Below are 16,350 nucleotides of genomic sequence, written 5' to 3'. Positions count from 1 at the left end.
ATGGCAAAATCCTCTTCGAGGAGGAAGGTCATCCCTTCGTCCAGCCGAAGGCCCTCACGAAGGAAGAGGCGAACGTTGAAACGCAGCGGTATTTCGACGAATGGAGCCAAAACGCGAGAGGTTTCCTGAAGGCAGAAGACGCATTGGGACAGGAGTACCCTAAGCAACGCGCTTTCTTGCTTCATCAGGCTACGGAAGCACTGTATCACTGCCTGCTGCTGGCCCTGACGCTCTACAGTCCGAAATCGCACCGCATCAAGGTTCTGCGCTCCAAAGCCGAGGACCTCGACAAGCGGATTATCGAAGCTTGGCCGCGCGACAACCGGATCGCACGGCGGCGCTTCGAGCTCCTGTCACGCGCCTACGTCGAGGCCCGGTACTCGCCGAACTATGAGATCACTATAGAGGACCTCGCATGGCTGGTCGAAAGGGTGAAGGTCCTGCAAAGACTGGTCGCGATCATCTGCCGGGAACGTCTTTCGTAGTCTGTTCGCCTTGAAGGGAAACGAAGCCGTCGCCCCTCACTACCGCCGGCCTGCTCTGATCAAGAACTCACAACCGGCAGAATTCTTCTCGGGCTTTGCGTGAGACGGATACCACCGTCCTTTCCAACGGCAACTGTTTCGCTAAAGCCGAGACCTTGCGCAGTCGCATAGAGATGGAACACCATGCCCTCGCTCAGCAACCAGTTGGATGTCGGCAGGAAGACGCGGGAGAAATCGCTCGTGCGCGGCGTGCGGGTATAAAGGCCAAGTGTATAGGCCGTGACGTTTTGGTAGGTCGGGCGCAAGCCCGCACCGAGCGCGCCCTGGCGCATGATCGCGTCGACGTCGCTTGCGATCGCACCCGACTTCATCGCGGCGATCTGACGATCCTGCAAATCGACCAGCTTTTCGGCCGCGGCTGTAAGCTCTGCCGGCGGTGCGCCAACCATGATCGGCCGCATCATGCGCGCGCCATAATTTCCGACGCGGGGGGTCAGCTCGGCATGTAGGACATCGCCCTCTTCGATCGCCTCGGTCTTGAACACGCCATGCAGGAACTCATGGCTGCCGGAGGCCTTCACCACCGGGCCGACCTCGCCGGTATCCGCGCCGCCGCGCAGGAAGACGCCGGAGGCGATAGCTGCTGCGTCGCGCGTGGTTATGCCAGGCTTCACCTGCCGGGCGATCTCCAGCATGGCCTTGTCGGCAATCACCGATGCTTGCTGCAACACCGCGATTTCTTCAGCCGACTTCACCCAGCGCAAGCTATCGCTCAGGCCCGGCATCGGCACGATAGTCGCCTCTGGCAGAAGCTGGGTGAGACGCATGAAAGTTGCCGCACTTATACAGTATGAATTGGTGTCGAGACCGATCCGCGCCTTGCCGAAGCCGTGCTGGCGGATGCTTTCCGCGACTGCCGTCTGCCCGTCTTCCGTGTCGGCGAAACCGATGACGTCGGTGATCCAGCTCTTTTCACGACATGGCGCCTCGTCCAGCGCCCGCAACGTAAACCAGGCGTCACCCTCGCGCGGCAACAAGGCGGCACGGTACATAGTTTCGGAGACGGTGTAACCCGTCAGCCAAGCCAGCAGCTCGCCGCTATCGACGAGCAGCAGATCGGCGCCGGCGGATGCCATGGCGTCCCGGGCGCGTGCGATACGGCGATCAAATTCCGCCCGGGAGAACATGGTCAGGCAACCTCGCAGATATCGAGGATGGTCAGCATGTAGACGCGGATCATGTCGAGATAGTCGACGATGTCGACACGTTCGTCGGGCATGGTGTTGTAACGGCCGCCGGGGCCACAGACGATGCCTTCCATGCCGAGCTCCTTGTAGAGATGGCCAGCATCGGTTCCGTAGAAGCGCGTCGGCGTGATGGCACCGGTCGGCTGCTTTTCGGTGCGCACGGCTTCATAGGCGGCGTTGATCGACTTGACGATGCGCGATTCCGGCGAGACCTCGAAGGGCGGCATCAACGGGCGGCCCTCTATCATCTCGGGAACCAGCTTGGCCTTGAGGCCGGGGAAGCGGCCTTCGAGCGCCTTCAGTTCGCGTTCGAGATCGGCCAGCACACCTTCCTGTGTCTGGCCAGGCGCGTAGCGGCACGAGCCCTTGAGGCGGACAAAATCCGCGACCTGCGGCGGGCGCCATTCCTCAAGGTTGCGTCCAAGAGCGCCATGGACGACACCGACATGACCGCGATTGATCGACCTGTGCACGTCGCTCCTGGCGCCGCTGAAGGTCATCGCATTGATACGCGGAATGATGTCGCAGGCAGCCGCGATCGCGTCAACGGACTCTTCGCGCTTGGAAAGGTGGCGGGTATCGCCGGTGAGCTCGATGACGTAGCTCAGCGCCGCGGCGTGCATGGTTACGGCAACCAGGTCGCTCGGCTCGCTGTTGATGAAGTAGTCAGCCTTCACGCCGCTGCGGATCGCCGCAAGCGTTCCGATGCCGCCCTGCAATTCGCCGACCACGAAAGTCAGGACAACATCGCCCTTCAGCTTGACGCCGGCCTCGAGTAGCGTTTTCACGGCGCAAAAATAGGCGGCGTCGCCCGCCTTCATGTTCGAGACGCCAATGCCGTAGATGAACTTGTCGTCGACAAGGCCGGCATAGGGATCGACCGTCCAACCTTCGGTAACCGGATTGGTGTCGAGATGGCCGTTGAACAGTAGGCTCTTTCCGCCGCCAGTGCCCTTCAGGCGGCCGATCGTGTTGAAGCGGCGGTCTTCGTCGAAGGCCTGGAGTTCGGCTTCGACGCCGATTTTTTCAAGCGCCTTGGCCATCCAGCGGGCGAGATCCTTCTCGCCCTCAGTTTCCGAATGGCTCTTGTGCTGGACCATTTTCGACAGGAAATCGAGGCAGGCCTTTTCGTCGATCCGGTCCAACAGGGACTTCGGGTCCATTGTCATGCTCCTTGATGCGGTATCATTGGTATTGAGCGGCAGCGCGCGGCACCGCCTCGATCAGGCGGCGGGTATAGTCCGCCCGGTCAGGACTATCGATCTCAGTGGCCTTCACCACCTCAATCAGGTCGCCGCGATACATGACGGCGATCCGGTTGGCGATCTGGCGGATCAGGTTGAGGTCGTGGGTGATGAACAGGTAGGCGGTGCCGCTCGCCTTCTGCAGTTCCAGCAGCAGTTCCACGACAGAGGCCTGCACCGAGACGTCGAGCGCCGAGGTGATCTCGTCGCAGATCACCAGCTTCGGCTTGGACGCGAACGCTCGGGCGATCGCCACGCGCTGCTTTTCGCCGCCCGAAAGCTGGTGTGGATAGCGGCTTGCATGCGTGCGCGGCAGGCGAACCTGTTCCAGCATGTCGCCGATCTGCTTTTCGAGATCGGAGGCATGGCCGAACAGTTTCAGTGGCCGAGACAGGATTTCCGAAATCTTCTGGCGCGGATTGAGCGAGGCATCTGGATGCTGGAAGATGATCTGCACATTCTTGCGATAGGCATTGTCCATATCGCCGAGGTTCCTGATCTCGCGCCCGTCGAACCAGATCTTGCCCTCGAAGCGGTTGAGGCCGGTCATCGCCTTGGCGAGCGTGGACTTGCCCGAGCCCGATTCGCCGACGATGCCGAGGATCTCGCCCGGATTGACGCTGAGGCTGATGGCGTTGTTGCCGGTAACGCGCTCGGTCTTTTTGCCGGTCAGGGCGGCGAGGAACGGCTTGCGGCCGAAATGGACGCTGACATTCTCGACCTTTACCAGTGGCTTGTCTGTTGCAACGACATCATCCTTGACCAGCCGGTGGGCCGGATCGGGAACGGCCGCGATCAGTGCGCGGGTGTAATCCTGCTGCGGGTTGGTGAATATCTCGCGGACGTTGCCCTGCTCGATGATATCGCCGCGATTGATGACGGCAACGCGGCCGGCGGTGCGTGCAACCAGTGCGAGATCATGCGAGATATAGAGCGAGGCAACCCCGGTCTCGGCCTGCAGTTCGACGAACAGGTCGAGGATCTGGCGCGAGGTGATCACGTCGAGCGCCGTGGTCGGCTCATCGAAGATGATGCATTCTGGGTTGCAGGCGAAGGCGGATGCGATGACGACGCGCTGCTTTTCGCCACCGGATGCCTCGTGCGGCATGCGGTGCATCATTTGCGCCGGCGTCTTCAGCCCCACATGGGCGAGCCGTTCCTCACCTTCCTTCCACGCCTGCTGGCGTGTCAGGCCGCGATGGCGGACCAATACTTCGGCAAGCTGGGTGCCGAGAGACAGTGTCGGGTTGAGCGACGTGCTCGGATCCTGGAACACCATGCTGATGCGCCGGCCGCGAAACGTTTCCATCTCGCGTTCGGACTTTTCCAAAAGGTTGTCATCGCCAAGCAGAATTTTGCCACCCGGTTCGCTGGCATTCTTTGGCAGATAACGCATGATCGACCAGGCAAGCGAGGTCTTGCCGGAGCCGGACTCTCCAACGAGGCCGAGAATCTCGCCGCGGTTGATGAAAAGATCGATGTTCCTCAGCGCGTGATACGGGCCGTTGGCGGTCTCGTAGTTCAGCGAATAGTTTTCAATCGCCAAAACCGGAGAAACGACCGGGCGGTTTTCTGTGTCGGTCATGGGCCTCACCTCAGGTCCGCGGATTGAGGGCATCGCGAAGACCGTCGCCCAGGAGGTTGAAGCCGATGGCGACGATCGCGATCGCCACGCTCGGCCAGATCAAGATGCCGGCGGAAAGATGCATATAGCGGCGCGCCTCCGACACCATCAGGCCCCATTCGGCAGCCGGCGGTTGGGCGCCGAGACCGAGAAAGCTCAGGGTCGCAAACAGCATCACCGCAAACGACATGCGAATGGTCATCTCGACGATGATCGGCGCAATCACGTTCGGCAGCATTTCGCGGCGGATGATGTATCCGGAGCTCTCGCCACGGGCGATTGCTGCATTGACATAGTCCTGCTTGCGAACCGACAGCGCCACGCTTCTTGTGATCCGCGCCATGCCCGGAGCAAAGGCGATGGCGACGGCGACCAGCGCGTTGACCGTGCTGGAACCGAGAAGGTTCACGATCAGCAGAGCGAAGAGCAGGCTCGGGATCGACATCACGGCATCGATCGTGCGCATGATCAGCTCGTCGGCGCGGCCGCCGAGAAAGGCGGATGCGGTGCCGATCAGCGCGCCGATCAACGTGCCGGCAATGGTCGCCAGCACCGCCATCACGACGGTGGCGCGCGCGCCGATCAGCAGGCGGCTGCAGATATCGCGGCCATACTGGTCGGTACCCAGCCAGTAGGTCAGGCTTGGTCCTTTATAGCGGGCAAGCGGCGACAGCTTTTCCGGGTCGTAGGGCGCGACCAGCGGGCCGAAGACGACGATGAACAGGACCAGCACCACGAGGCCGAGGCCGATGGCGCCCTGAGGTGTCTTCAGGAGACGTTTGATAAACTCAGTCATACTGGATCCTCTTGTCGAGCCAGGCATAGAGGATGTCGGCAATGAAATTGACGATCGAATAGGTGGCAGCCATGATCAGCACGCCGGCTTGGATGGCAGGCAGGTCGCGCGCCTGGATGGCGACGATCAGCTGGCGGCCGATACCGGGAATGGTGAAGATCTCTTCCACGACGATGACGCCGCCAAGCAGATAACCGACGTCCAGCGCGACGATGGTGATGGTCGGCAGAAGCGCGTTGCGCAGCGCATGGCGGCGCAGCACCTGGCCGCGGGAAATGCCCTTCAGCCGCGCCGCACGGATGTAGTCGGTATGCAGCACGTCGATGAGTTCGGAGCGCACCATGCGCGAGACATGGGCGATCAGGATGATAGAAATGACGCAGACCGGCAAGACGAGATGGGCAATGCCATCGACGAAATTTTCCGTCAGCGGCACGTAACCGGTCGCCGGCAGCCACTTCATCCAGTCGGCAAAGACAAGCACGGCAATCGTAGCGGTGACGAATTCCGGCAGTGCGACACCGGCATAGGAGATCAGGCTGACGACCATATCGGCAATCTTGCCGCGGCGGATTGCAGCGATGATGCCGAGCGGAATGGCCAGCACCAGCATCAGGCCGATCGACAGGAAGGCAAGAAGCAGCGAGCGTCCGAGTGCCTCGAACATCACCGGGCCGACCGGCTGGCCGGTGCGCAGCGATGTGCCGAGATCACCCTGCAAGACATGGCCAAGCCAGGTTGCGTATTGCTGCCAGATAGGCGCATCGAGCCCCATTGTCTTGCGCAGCGCGTCGAGAGCATCCTGCGTGGCGTTCTCACCCAGCATCATGACGGCGGCGTCGGCCGGCAGGATCTGGGTTATGGCAAAGACGATCAACGACACGACGAACAGCGTGTAGACGATCATCACCAGCCGCTTGGCTATGTAATTCGGTGACAAGGTCATGTTCCTTGGCAGAAAGAGGTATCGGACGCGGCTCTCGCCGCGCCCGAAGGGATCACGACATCAGCCGCGCTTCGGCGCCTTGTCGGAGAGCGAGGCGTAGTCGAGGCGGAACACCGAGGCGCGCGGATGCGCTTCGAAGCCTTCGACCCAGCTGCGCTTGGCGGCCAGAACGTCAAAGAAGGACGGGATGATCGAGGGAACGTCCTCGTTCATGATTTCCTGTGCCTTGGTGTAAAGCTCAGTGCGCTTTGCCTCGTCGGTCGTGCCACGGGCTTCCGCGACCAGCGCATCGAACGCCTTGTTGTTCCAGCGTGTCTCATTCCAGGCCGCGTCAGATGTGTAGAGCAGCTTGAAGATGCCATCCGGGGTCGGCTGCATGTTGTAGAAGCCGACGTAGAATGTGCCCTTCTTCCACACCTGCTCCAGATAGGTCGCATGCGGCATGGTCTGGACGTTGATGGTGATGCCGGCTTCCTTGGCCATTTCGCGGAGCGCTACCGCGAGCTGGGTGCGCACCGCCGGACGGTCGGAGGCAATCAGTGTCAGTTCCAGACCGTTCGCATGGCCGGCTTCGGCGAGAAGCTTCTTGGCTTCCTCGATATTCACCTCACGCTGCTTGATCTGTTTGAAGAACTGGTAGGACGGGTTGAGTGGCGTGTCGTTGCCGACCGTGCCGAAACCTTCGGTGACGAAACCGACCATGGCTTCGCGATCGACCGTCAGGGCGATCGCACGGCGAATGCGCGCGTCATTGAACGGAGCCGTGTCGCAGCCGAAGTTGATGTTGCAGAACTGGCCGGACGGCGTGCGCAGCGTGGTGATGCCGTCATTGCCATCGACGCGCATGAATTCCGGCGGCTGGATGGTCGAGATGATGTCGATATCGCCGGCAAGCAGCGCTGAGCTTTCAGCCGAAGTGTCCGGGAAAACATGCACTTCGACGCGGTCGAGATAGGGCCGCGCCGGGTCGTAGTACTTCTCGTTGCGCTCGACGACGATCAGGCGGTCCGGCTCGTAGGACACGAGCTTGAACGGACCAGTGCCGACAGCCTTGGTCGACAGGCTCTTCAAGTCGCCGGTGGCAATTGGGGCCGGGATGATACGAGCGTTGGTGTAGGCCATCGAGACCGGAAGGTCGGCATAGGCACCGGAAAGCTTGAACAGTACGGTCGCATCGTCGACGGCGACGATATCGGCGATCGGGCCGACATTGTTGCGGCCGGGCGAAGCCGTCGCCGGGTCGAGGATCGCCTTGAACGTGGCGACGACATCCTTTGCCGTGAAGGCAGAACCGTCATGAAAGGTGACGCCGGTGCGCAGCTTGAATGTCCATTCGGTTAGGCCCTCGTTCGGTGTCCAGCTTTCGGCCAGGTCCGGCTCCACCGACATGTCAACCTTGAGGCGCGTCAGGTTGCTGTAGAGCAGTTCGGTCACCAAATATTCCGGGTTGACGCGGGTGAGAAGCGGATGGATGACGCTTGCCGCCTGGTCGACGGAGATCTTCAGCGTGCCGCCCTTGGCGGGCGTTGCGGTCTGAGCGAGGCCCAGCGCCGGTGCGGCGAAGACGGCGGCGGTGCCGGCGAGGAAGAAGCGGCGTTTCATTTCCAGCATGTTTCAGTTCCCTTGGTTATCAGCTGCGGTTTTCAGGAATGGCGTCTGCGGCGAAATCCGCCGCGAGATAGGCGAGAATGCTCTTGGCAAGCGCGATAATGTCCTGGCGGGTCGTATGCTCTTCCGGGCTATGAATGCAGCTTTCTGGACGTCCGAGGCCGCCTAGTAGCACTTCCGGCCCGAAACCGGCCCTCTGCACGTAACCGAAGTCGGAGCAGCTTGCGGCGCCCCATTTTTGAAAGTCTTCCGGCTTGTAGCCGAAGCCCAGCGACAGCGCCTTTTGCCAGCGTGGCCAATGGGGACCTTCCGGATTGCCTGTTGGGATGAGGTGGCCGACAAGGTCGATTTCGAGCCCTAGCCCAGTGCCGGCAACGCTGTCGCGGATCAGGCTTTCGATCTCGGCGCGTGCCCCCTCATAGCTTTCTTCCGGGGCGTAACGCCGGCTCACGAGAATCTTGATCTCGGCGGGGACCTGTCCGCCGGCGGTACCGCCGTTCACGGCCGAAATGGAAAGCTGTGGTCGTAGCGGCCCCGATGCGTGCGGTGGCGGCCTCAGTGCGGATGCCCGGCTGGCCACTTCCGGCTTCAACGCCGTCAAGGCATTGAGCGCAGGCAAGGCGCCTTCGATAGCATTGGTGCCGGCGCCGGTGCGGTTTCCTTCTCCCGCATGAACGGCGTGCCCTATGATCGTCACCTGCAGATGGAACACACCGAAACAACCCGCCCAGATGCGCGGCGCCGCCGACCCGTTGAAATTGAGGATATGGCCTTTCAACATGCCCTGCTCCGCCAGATAGCGAATGCCGGGATAAAGGCCGCCCTCCTCATCAGTGCAGAGGAGCAGCATCGGATCGTAATACAGCGGTAGACCGCATTTTTTGGCGGCCCGCAGCGCCAGTAGGGTTGCTGCGATCGTGCCCTTCATGTCGGCGGCGCCGAGCCCAAACAGGTCGTCGCCCTCGATCGTCAGCTTCAGCGGATCGCGGCTCCAGCCGGGTGCGGCAGGTACTGTGTCGACATGGTAATAAAGGCCGCAGACCGGCTTGCCGGTTTCGCGGGTGGCGACGAGATTGGTGCGCTCGCCGGAAGCCGGGCCGCCGGCCACGTACCAGAGATCACGCGGCACTACGACCCGCTCGAACTCAAACCCCAGCGGCGCCAGAAGCTCGGCCATCAGATCGGCGAAAGCGTTATAGCCCAGACCCGGCGGGAATGAGGTGTCAACTTCGATCATCCGCGCCAGATCATCGACAGCAGCCTCGACATCCAGCTCAATCGCTGCCATGGCAGTCTCAAAGACTTGTTGCGAAGATGCTGGCTGCTGCGTGTTTATGGCAGTGTCCTCGGTACCCGTCATGCCAGCCTCTTCAGCTTGCGCTTTAATATAAACTATATAGTAATAGTGGGTAGATCGAGACCATGAGTCAACTCCAAAGAAGAGGCAAATAATTGCCGGAACTGCCCAATAATTCATCAGGAGCGATCAAGCTGACAGAATTGTCCTTGCCGCTTTACGAAGTGGTCAAGCGACAGATCACCGAAGCGATCATGATCGGCAAACTGGAACCGGGCTCTGTTCTGCCCAGCGAAGTGGCATTGTCGCAAACTTACGGCGTGGCCGTTGGGACCATTCGCCGAGCGCTGATGGACCTCACCAATGACGGCCTTCTCAGCCGCCGTCGCAAGACCGGCACCGTCGTGACCGGCCGCAAGCCGCAGCACAGCCTGCGATTGTTTTTTCAATATTTTCGACTGCATGGGCTGGATGGTTCGCTCAGCAAGTCGGTGACGAAAGTGACTTCGCTCGACAGGAGCTTTGCTTCCACCGCCGACGCGGGGAAACTTCAGATCGAGGAAGGATCGCCGATCGTCACCTTCCACCGGGTGCGCTATGTCGACAATCGACCGATCATGCACGAGACGCTGACACTTTCTTGCGAACGGGTTCCGGATTTCCCGGAGAGGGCAGAAGAAATCCCTCCGCTCTTCTACCTGCATCTACTGGAAAATTACGGAATCCGCATCTCGGCCATACGCGAACAGATCGGTGCCGATCTCGCGACCGATTTCGATGCCCGGTGGTTAGACCTTGCCCTGCCGGCTGCCGTGCTAACGATCGACGAGGTCGCCTATGACCAACTCGCGGTCCCAATTCTCATATCCGCTCATCGCGCGACGACCGCGCACCACAGATATGTCAATGAGGTACAGTGAGCATTTGCTAATTGGCGACCCGTGTGGCCGCCTTGAGGGGAACAAGCCGGAGGCTTGCGCGCAAGTTTGATCCTGAAACCTAGCAAAATTCAGCTGTTCCTTTGTGGTGCGAACGCCGATTTAAAGCGACTGTTGCGCCCCCAGGTTTCCGAGATGATGGCTGAGCCGTTCAAAGGGTACGACCAAGGCGTCGTTGTTTTCGCTTATTTGCTGGACGGGCGTCGGATATCGCCGGCTTTCCACTCTTCACAAGCTCGCCGAGCCGGATCATCAGGAGCTGCTATCAATGCTTGCCGATGGCAGCATCTACCTGCTCTGGCCATCAGCGGCCCGGAACTTGCGGACCATGCGGATGCTCCGGATTGTGGGAATGCGTCGTCTTCTCCGCGACCGCCGGGCCGACATATCCATAGGCCAGTAGCCGTTTTCCTCGGCGACGATCTCAATGTCGGTTCCCTCGATGCCTGGATCGGACCATTGCAGCCGTGGGTGTCTTTCGAATGTCCAGCCAGATAAACGAAGGACCAGATGTTGCCCTTGCCGTTGAGTTCCTTGACGAGGAAGTCGCCCATGACATTGCCGAAGTGTCCGGCTCCACTATGAATTTCCGTGGTGACGGTGTCGGCCTCGATAAGACCCGTGTGAAGAACGACTGGAATGCCCGCCTTCATAGCCTTTTCGGTGCCGGTGTCTGGTCACGAATGGTGCGCTGATTGTGGCCTCGTATCCCTCGCCCTTGATGCAAATGGCGAATTTTTCCGACGTCTTTTTTAGAACTCCTGCCATTCGTCGCCGGCCACGGCGACCGCGACATTACCGGTGAAGGCGCGTGCGACCTTGCGGCCAAGGGCATGAGCCGGCGAGGCCACCGGTACGTCCCGGCCCTTGACGGGTCGCACGACAGAAGTCTGACGCGGACCAGATAGCTTGAACTGGGCCAGAAGCGCGTTGAGCGATGCGGCGTCACGGGCGAGACCGTGGCTGGCGGCGGTCGATTCCTCGACCATGGCAGCGTTCTTCTGCGTGTCTTGATCCATCTGGTTGACGGCGGTGTTGATCTGTTGAAGTCCAGAAGACTGTTCCTGCGCCGATTCCACAATCGCGTTGACGTGCCGGTTGATTTCCTGCACTTCCGTAACGATCGTCACCAGCGCCTGGCCGGTCTGGCCGACCAGTTGCACCCCGGCATTGACCTGCTCGTTCGATGTCGTGATCAGCGCCTTGATCTCCTTGGCGGCCTTGGCGGAGCGCTGGGCGAGCTCGCGCACTTCCTGGGCGACGACGGCAAAGCCCTTGCCGGCTTCACCTGCACGAGCCGCTTCCACGCCGGCGTTCAGCGCGAGAAGATTGGTCTGGAAGGCGATGTCGTCGATGACACCGATAATGTTGCTGATCTCGCCAGAAGACTTTTCGATCTGTTCCATCGCCTTGACAGCGCGCTGGACGACCTCCCCGGAGGTTTCAGCACCGCTGCGGGTGCGGGCAACAAGGGCGCCGGCTTCCTGAGCGCGCTTGGTGGCGTCCTTGACGGTGGTGGTGATTTCTTCCAGAGCGGCGGCGGTTTCCTCCACCGAAGCTGCCTGCTGCTCGGTGCGCTTGGCCAGATCGTCGGCAGCCGCCTTGATTTCGGACGAGCCGGCTTCGATGCTGCGGGCATTCTCTGCCACCTGCTCCAGAGCCGTCTGCAGCTTGCTGGCCGACGTATTGAAATCATTGCGGACACCGTCAAGCGTCGCGGTGAAGGGCTTTTCGATACGGTAGGACACATTGCCGTCGGAGAGATGGCTCAGGCCCTCCGCCAGGTTGTCGACGGCGAACTTGATCTCGGCGGCTTCCCGCGTCTTCTGGGCTTCGCGATCCATGCGGTCGCGTTCGGATAGACCGCGATTGTCTTCCGCTTCCTGCTCCAGGCGAAGGCGCTCGATCGCATTGTCGCGGAACACCGCCACGGCTTCTGCCATCTGGCCGATTTCGTCCTTGCGGTCGAGGCCGTCGATGGCAGCTTCCGTCTGATTGGCAGCCAGCGAAGCCATGCGTTCACGCAAGCGAGCCATCGGTACGGTGATGCCCTTATGGGCGATAGTCATGGAAAGGACTGCGGCGATCGCAATCCCCAGAAGCATCCCGCAGATCGCATAGGTAATCGTGCTGGAGACCGATTGGCTCAACGTCTTGGCGCCGTTGTTGAGGATTTCGGCCATGGCGCCGTTATTGGCGCCGAATTTCGGCGAGAGATCGACGATCGCCTGGTCGAGCTTGGCGGAGAGCGTGCGAACCTTTTCTTGATCGCCTGCGGTATGGGCCTTGAGAAGATCGTCGCCGATTGCCTTCAGTGCGTCCGCTCCGGCAAGCAGTTCGTCGATCGCAGCCTTGCGGCTTGGCACTAGCGCCGGGATCTGTGTCAACCGGTCACGGGCGCCGGCAAATTCCTTCGAAAACCGGCCTGATAGATCCTGGAAAGCCGGCGTTGCCGGGTCCTGTGCCAGCGCGCGGCTCAGCCATGTCGTCGCGGTCCACATGCCGGCGGCACCGCGGGGTCCGAAGGTCGCCGCATTGCTTTCCTTCTGCAGGAACCCGGAATAGGCCTCATTGGCAGCGCTGAACTTGCTGGTGACATACATCAGGCCTGCCAGCGAAATGACGGCAAGTACGGCAATCGCCATCAGGAATTTTGTTTTGATTTTTAAATTCTTAAACATCAGATACCTCAAAAAACGCTCAATGAATGAAGGTGTATTGAAAAGCAAAATGCACGAGCCGTAGTGGACATAATGCGGTAGCGATCAAACTTGATTGTTCGTGGATCATAGGTGCTTTTTCATAATAAAATCTTACCCTTGTCGCAGCGCACAAAAGCGCACGCCGATCTCCAATCTGCATTTCACGGGTGCTTAACCAAGGTGACAGAAGGTGATCCTGTTTTGTTGCGGAGCACAACGGGCTGCCTTTAACTGGAAAGCGAACCGTGGTTTCGGTTCCCCGCCAAGTCGGGCAAATTGATATGAAATCAAAAATCACAATCGAAGGACTTCAATGTGAATTTTTCACGCCGCAACATCATGAAGCTTTCGGCGGCCGCCTTGGCAACCGTCCTCCCGAAAATGGCATCTGCGCAAGCGATCGGCTTTACGCCAAGCCCCATCTATCCCGATCCGGCCATCCAGATTCTCGATCCGAGCTTTGCGAAGTATCGTGTCGCCAGCAGCTCGCTCGAGCAGGTCGCAACCGGCGCTCGCTGGCTGGAAGGTCCAGTCTGGTTCGGCGACGGACGCTATCTGCTCGTCAGCGACATTCCAAACAACCGCGTCATGCGCTATGACGAAGCCAATGAGAGCTGGAGCGTCTACAAGGCCAACTCCAACTATGCCAACGGCCACGCCCGCGACCGCCAGGGCCGCCTGCTTTCCTGCGAACATCTGACACGCCGGGTCACCCGCACCGAATATGACGGTTCGATTACGGTGCTTGCCGATAATTACTACGGCAAGAAGCTCAACTCTCCGAACGACATCGTCTGCAAGTCGGACGGCTCCATCTGGTTCACCGATCCACCTTTCGGCATCGCCGGCGAGTGGGAAGGCGAGAAGGCAATACCGGAGCTGCCGCACTCGGTCTATCGCATCTCGCCGGACGGCAAGCTCGATCTTGTCACCGACGAGCTGAAAGGCCCGAACGGCATTGCGTTTTCGCCCGATGAAAAGAAGCTCTACATCGTCGAAGGCCGCGCATCGCCCTACCGTATCATCTGGAGCTACGACATGGGCGCAGACGGCGTGAAGCTTTCGAACAAGACGGCGTTGGTGACAGCCGACGACAATGGCGGTCTCGACGGCTTCAAGGTCGACATCGACGGCAACCTCTGGTGCGGCTGGGGATCGAGTGGCGCTGCGGGCGCCAGGCCCGAGGATCTGAACGGCGTCAAGGTCTTCAACTCGATCGGCAAGGCGATCGGCTTCATCCGCCTGCCGGAGCGTTGCCCGAACCTCGTCTTTGGCGGCCCGAAGAAGAACCGCCTCTATATGGCGAGCAGCCACTCGGTCTACGCGATCTATGTGGAAACTCGCGGCGCCGTCTGAACGCGCGGACCAAAAGCGAAGCGGTCGGGCCACCCGCACCTAGCCGCTTTCATTATCAAAAGCCAAACCGTCTCTTGCGCAGCAAACGTTGACATGACAGCAGCTGGTTCTTATGTTACATGTAACAACGTCAAGGGAGTTTCCTCATGGCCACCTCGGTCAACGAAAGAGTTCAAAAGCGTCGTGAAACATTGCGGGCTGCCGGCCTGCGACCTGTGCAGATATGGGTCCCCGATACTCGCCGCCCCGGTTTTGCCGCCGAATGCCATCGTCAGTCCGTTCAGACAGCCCTTGCCGATGCTGGCGACCGTGATTTGCAAGATTTCCTCGATGCCGCTCTCGGCGACCTGGACTCCGAAGGTGAAGCGTGAGGCGTGGTGACATCGTCACCGTCGCAATCAGCGGCGATTTCGGCAAGCCTCGTCCGGCACTTGTCATCCAGGCCGATCAGTTCGACGCGACAGGCACGGTCACTGTGCTGCTGATTTCCAGTACACTCATCGACGCGCCGCTCATTCGGCCAACAATTCAGCCAACCGCGCAAAGTGGATTGCGCAAAGCCTCGCAAGTGATGGTGGACAAAGCCATGTCCGTGAAACGCGAAAGAATTGGTACAATGATTGGTCGCCTGGAAGATGATGCTCTCCTAGCAGTCACCCGGTCCCTCGCCGTTTTTTTGGGTATCGCGTAATTACGAATTTATGTCTACGTCAGATTCCTGTGTACTCCGACGTTTCAGTGACCACGAGGTTCAAGTATCGATAGTGGTTGATTTGAAGGACCGGCGGCCGGAAATGCCATCCCAGTCAGTCTATTTCTTTCCCTTGGTCGCGCCGGTAAACAATCCAAGAAAAGCCTTCACTGGTTCGCTGAAGTCGGCAAACTCGGCGTCACTTTTGATTTCTTCGAATGTCCCGTCCTTGCGCTGCCTGATGGTCCATTTCACATTCGTCGGTTTGTTCGGGCCGAAGGTGTAGATCGCTTAGAGGGCGATGAGTGTCACCGCGCCAATCTCCAGCATCGGCATCTGGCGATCCGCGTCCGCGATCGCCTCGGAAATCAGTTGCTCGGTCTCCGGTTGCTACGCAGCGTGTGCAATCCAGAGCAACGCAATTTCGTTGACAAGTTCTGGATGTTTTCGAAGCGTTTCCAGAGCCTCATCCACATCTGCCTCGTCATCGACCGCCGCCCTCAAATTCGACATGATGTCGTCAGGCGATAAATCGCCCGATGCTTCGAACACGGTCGTATCCAGGACCTGAAGGATCGTCTCGGGCGTCGCACCCTTCTTGTTGAGATCATCTGCAATGCTCATTCCCAAGCTCCCTCGATGACAAAAGAATGGGCTTGCCATGCCGGCACTCCCCGGTTGATCGCGGCGGCGACGGCAGCGCTCATCGCCTTGTTCAGCGGTTGCCCGGCCACGAAGCCCGCTATCGCTTCGTCGAGGATGGGCAATGCCAGCTCTGCGTCAATTTTCCAGCGCGGCGCTACGACAGCGCTCGTGCCGACACGGCTCAGGAGCGTTGCGAAGCTCGTCCGTTCGTCCAGGCCGCCGATGGAGACGATACCCGACGAACAAGCCCCGAGAAAAACCGTTTTCGCCGCTGTCGTCTGGTTCTTGAGCGCCATACGGCCAAATCGATGCCACGGTTCGAGGCGACGAGAGCCGACATGGTGTAGCCTGGCGGCGGGTTACCGTCGTGGTCAATGATGAGCGCGACTTCACGATCGTCTTTCCAGACTTGCCCATGGCAGAGCACCTTCAAAACGTCGGTCGTAGCGAGCATGTCGCTCAACGCCGCACGCGTTTATCGATAGCTTGTCACTTGAGCCGATATCATTTCCATCTTGTTCAGTGCGGCAAAGAATGCTTCATCAGAGGCGATGGGGCAGTCTCCTCATTGGTCAGCGCAACGAGCATCGAGCTACCGTGCACGCACGAGGCTGGACGCCGAAGCTAGAAGGCGCCAGGTTTTCCAACCCGAAACAACCATTCCAACAAACGGATCCTCCCCGACCGCGGCCGCCTTCCCCCCCGCAGGGCCTCAACGAAACTGGCATCGATCATGAGACGCCCGTTCCTATGGTTAGCTCATCATACCAG

General features: G+C 60.0%; 16 protein-coding genes. 6 read left to right on the top strand and 10 right to left on the bottom strand.

The genetic code is table 11. From position 1 onward, the window contains the following. Nucleotides 1-485 (top strand): HEPN domain-containing protein (locus PMI11_RS00855; protein WP_007812285.1); only part of this gene is annotated, 485 nt, incomplete at its 5' end. A gap of 59 nt (nucleotides 486-544) precedes the next feature. Here PMI11_RS00855 and PMI11_RS00850 read toward each other — a convergent pair. The 7 genes from PMI11_RS00850 to PMI11_RS00820 form a co-directional block, all read right to left on the bottom strand. Next, a complete protein-coding gene (locus PMI11_RS00850; RefSeq protein ID WP_007812283.1) occupies nucleotides 545-1,672 on the bottom strand; it encodes a M24 family metallopeptidase in 1,128 nt (375 codons plus the stop codon). 2 nt (nucleotides 1,673-1,674) lie between these two features. Beyond that, nucleotides 1,675-2,895, bottom strand: a complete 1,221-nt coding sequence (locus tag PMI11_RS00845) for a M20 family metallopeptidase (RefSeq protein ID WP_007812281.1) — start codon at nucleotides 2,893-2,895, stop codon at nucleotides 1,675-1,677. 22 nt (nucleotides 2,896-2,917) lie between these two features. Beyond that, complete coding sequence (locus tag PMI11_RS00840) at nucleotides 2,918-4,561, bottom strand: nickel ABC transporter ATP-binding protein NikE (protein ID WP_007812279.1); 1,644 nt, start codon at nucleotides 4,559-4,561, stop codon at nucleotides 2,918-2,920. A 10-nt stretch (nucleotides 4,562-4,571) separates the two neighbouring features. Then, on the bottom strand, nucleotides 4,572-5,396 hold the full coding sequence (locus PMI11_RS00835; RefSeq protein WP_007812277.1) for an ABC transporter permease: 825 nt from the start codon (nucleotides 5,394-5,396) through the stop codon (nucleotides 4,572-4,574). Further along, nucleotides 5,389-6,336 carry an ABC transporter permease gene (locus PMI11_RS00830; protein WP_007812275.1) on the bottom strand — a complete coding sequence of 316 codons (948 nt, stop codon included), beginning with the start codon at nucleotides 6,334-6,336 and terminating at the stop codon, nucleotides 5,389-5,391. Before PMI11_RS00830 ends, PMI11_RS00835 begins: the two co-directional genes overlap by 8 nt. Nucleotides 6,337-6,402: 66 nt before the next feature. Then, on the bottom strand, nucleotides 6,403-7,953 hold the full coding sequence (locus PMI11_RS00825; RefSeq protein WP_007812272.1) for an ABC transporter substrate-binding protein: 1,551 nt from the start codon (nucleotides 7,951-7,953) through the stop codon (nucleotides 6,403-6,405). Nucleotides 7,954-7,972: 19 nt separating this feature from the next. After that, entirely contained in the window at nucleotides 7,973-9,238 is a 1,266-nt protein-coding gene (locus PMI11_RS00820) for a M20 family metallopeptidase (protein WP_051034518.1), read from the bottom strand. A gap of 164 nt (nucleotides 9,239-9,402) precedes the next feature. Here PMI11_RS00820 and PMI11_RS00815 point away from each other — a divergent pair, with 164 nt between their 5' ends. After that, the gene (locus PMI11_RS00815; RefSeq protein ID WP_007812268.1) at nucleotides 9,403-10,167 is read left to right on the top strand and encodes a GntR family transcriptional regulator; all 765 of its coding nucleotides are present in this window, start codon (nucleotides 9,403-9,405) and stop codon (nucleotides 10,165-10,167) included. Between the two features lie 500 nt (nucleotides 10,168-10,667). Then, nucleotides 10,668-10,880 carry a hypothetical protein gene (locus PMI11_RS00810; protein WP_007812265.1) on the top strand — a complete coding sequence of 71 codons (213 nt, stop codon included), beginning with the start codon at nucleotides 10,668-10,670 and terminating at the stop codon, nucleotides 10,878-10,880. A 57-nt stretch (nucleotides 10,881-10,937) separates the two neighbouring features. Here PMI11_RS00810 and PMI11_RS00805 read toward each other — a convergent pair whose 3' ends face one another. Continuing rightward, nucleotides 10,938-12,866: a methyl-accepting chemotaxis protein gene (locus PMI11_RS00805; RefSeq protein ID WP_007812262.1), complete on the bottom strand. Its 1,929-nt coding sequence runs from the start codon at nucleotides 12,864-12,866 to the stop codon at nucleotides 10,938-10,940. Between the two features lie 336 nt (nucleotides 12,867-13,202). Here PMI11_RS00805 and PMI11_RS00800 point away from each other — a divergent pair, with 336 nt between their 5' ends. From PMI11_RS00800 to PMI11_RS00790, 3 genes are all read left to right on the top strand, one after another. Beyond that, nucleotides 13,203-14,243, top strand: coding sequence for an SMP-30/gluconolactonase/LRE family protein (locus tag PMI11_RS00800; RefSeq protein ID WP_007812259.1), 1,041 nt, complete (start codon nucleotides 13,203-13,205; stop codon nucleotides 14,241-14,243). 146 nt (nucleotides 14,244-14,389) lie between these two features. Next, nucleotides 14,390-14,614 (top strand): antitoxin MazE family protein, encoded by a 225-nt coding sequence (locus PMI11_RS00795; protein ID WP_007812256.1) that lies wholly within the window; start codon nucleotides 14,390-14,392, stop codon nucleotides 14,612-14,614. Next, nucleotides 14,611-14,934 (top strand): type II toxin-antitoxin system PemK/MazF family toxin, encoded by a 324-nt coding sequence (locus PMI11_RS00790; protein WP_007812253.1) that lies wholly within the window; start codon nucleotides 14,611-14,613, stop codon nucleotides 14,932-14,934. Before PMI11_RS00795 ends, PMI11_RS00790 begins: the two co-directional genes overlap by 4 nt. A 390-nt stretch (nucleotides 14,935-15,324) precedes the next feature. Here the strand turns inward: PMI11_RS00790 and PMI11_RS00785 are convergent, their stop codons facing one another. Continuing rightward, nucleotides 15,325-15,558 (bottom strand): hypothetical protein, encoded by a 234-nt coding sequence (locus PMI11_RS00785; protein ID WP_007812250.1) that lies wholly within the window; start codon nucleotides 15,556-15,558, stop codon nucleotides 15,325-15,327. Continuing rightward, the gene (locus PMI11_RS00780) at nucleotides 15,555-15,875 is read right to left on the bottom strand and encodes a CHAT domain-containing protein (protein WP_007812249.1); all 321 of its coding nucleotides are present in this window, start codon (nucleotides 15,873-15,875) and stop codon (nucleotides 15,555-15,557) included. The genes PMI11_RS00785 and PMI11_RS00780 overlap by 4 nt, the downstream gene beginning before the upstream one ends. Between the last annotated feature and the right edge of the window lie 475 nt (nucleotides 15,876-16,350).

The organism is Rhizobium sp. CF142 (assembly GCF_000281145.1).
Lineage (GTDB): Bacteria > Pseudomonadota > Alphaproteobacteria > Rhizobiales > Rhizobiaceae > Rhizobium.
Note: the sequence above shows the minus strand (reverse complement) of the source record. Positions and strands in the feature narration are given on the sequence as shown.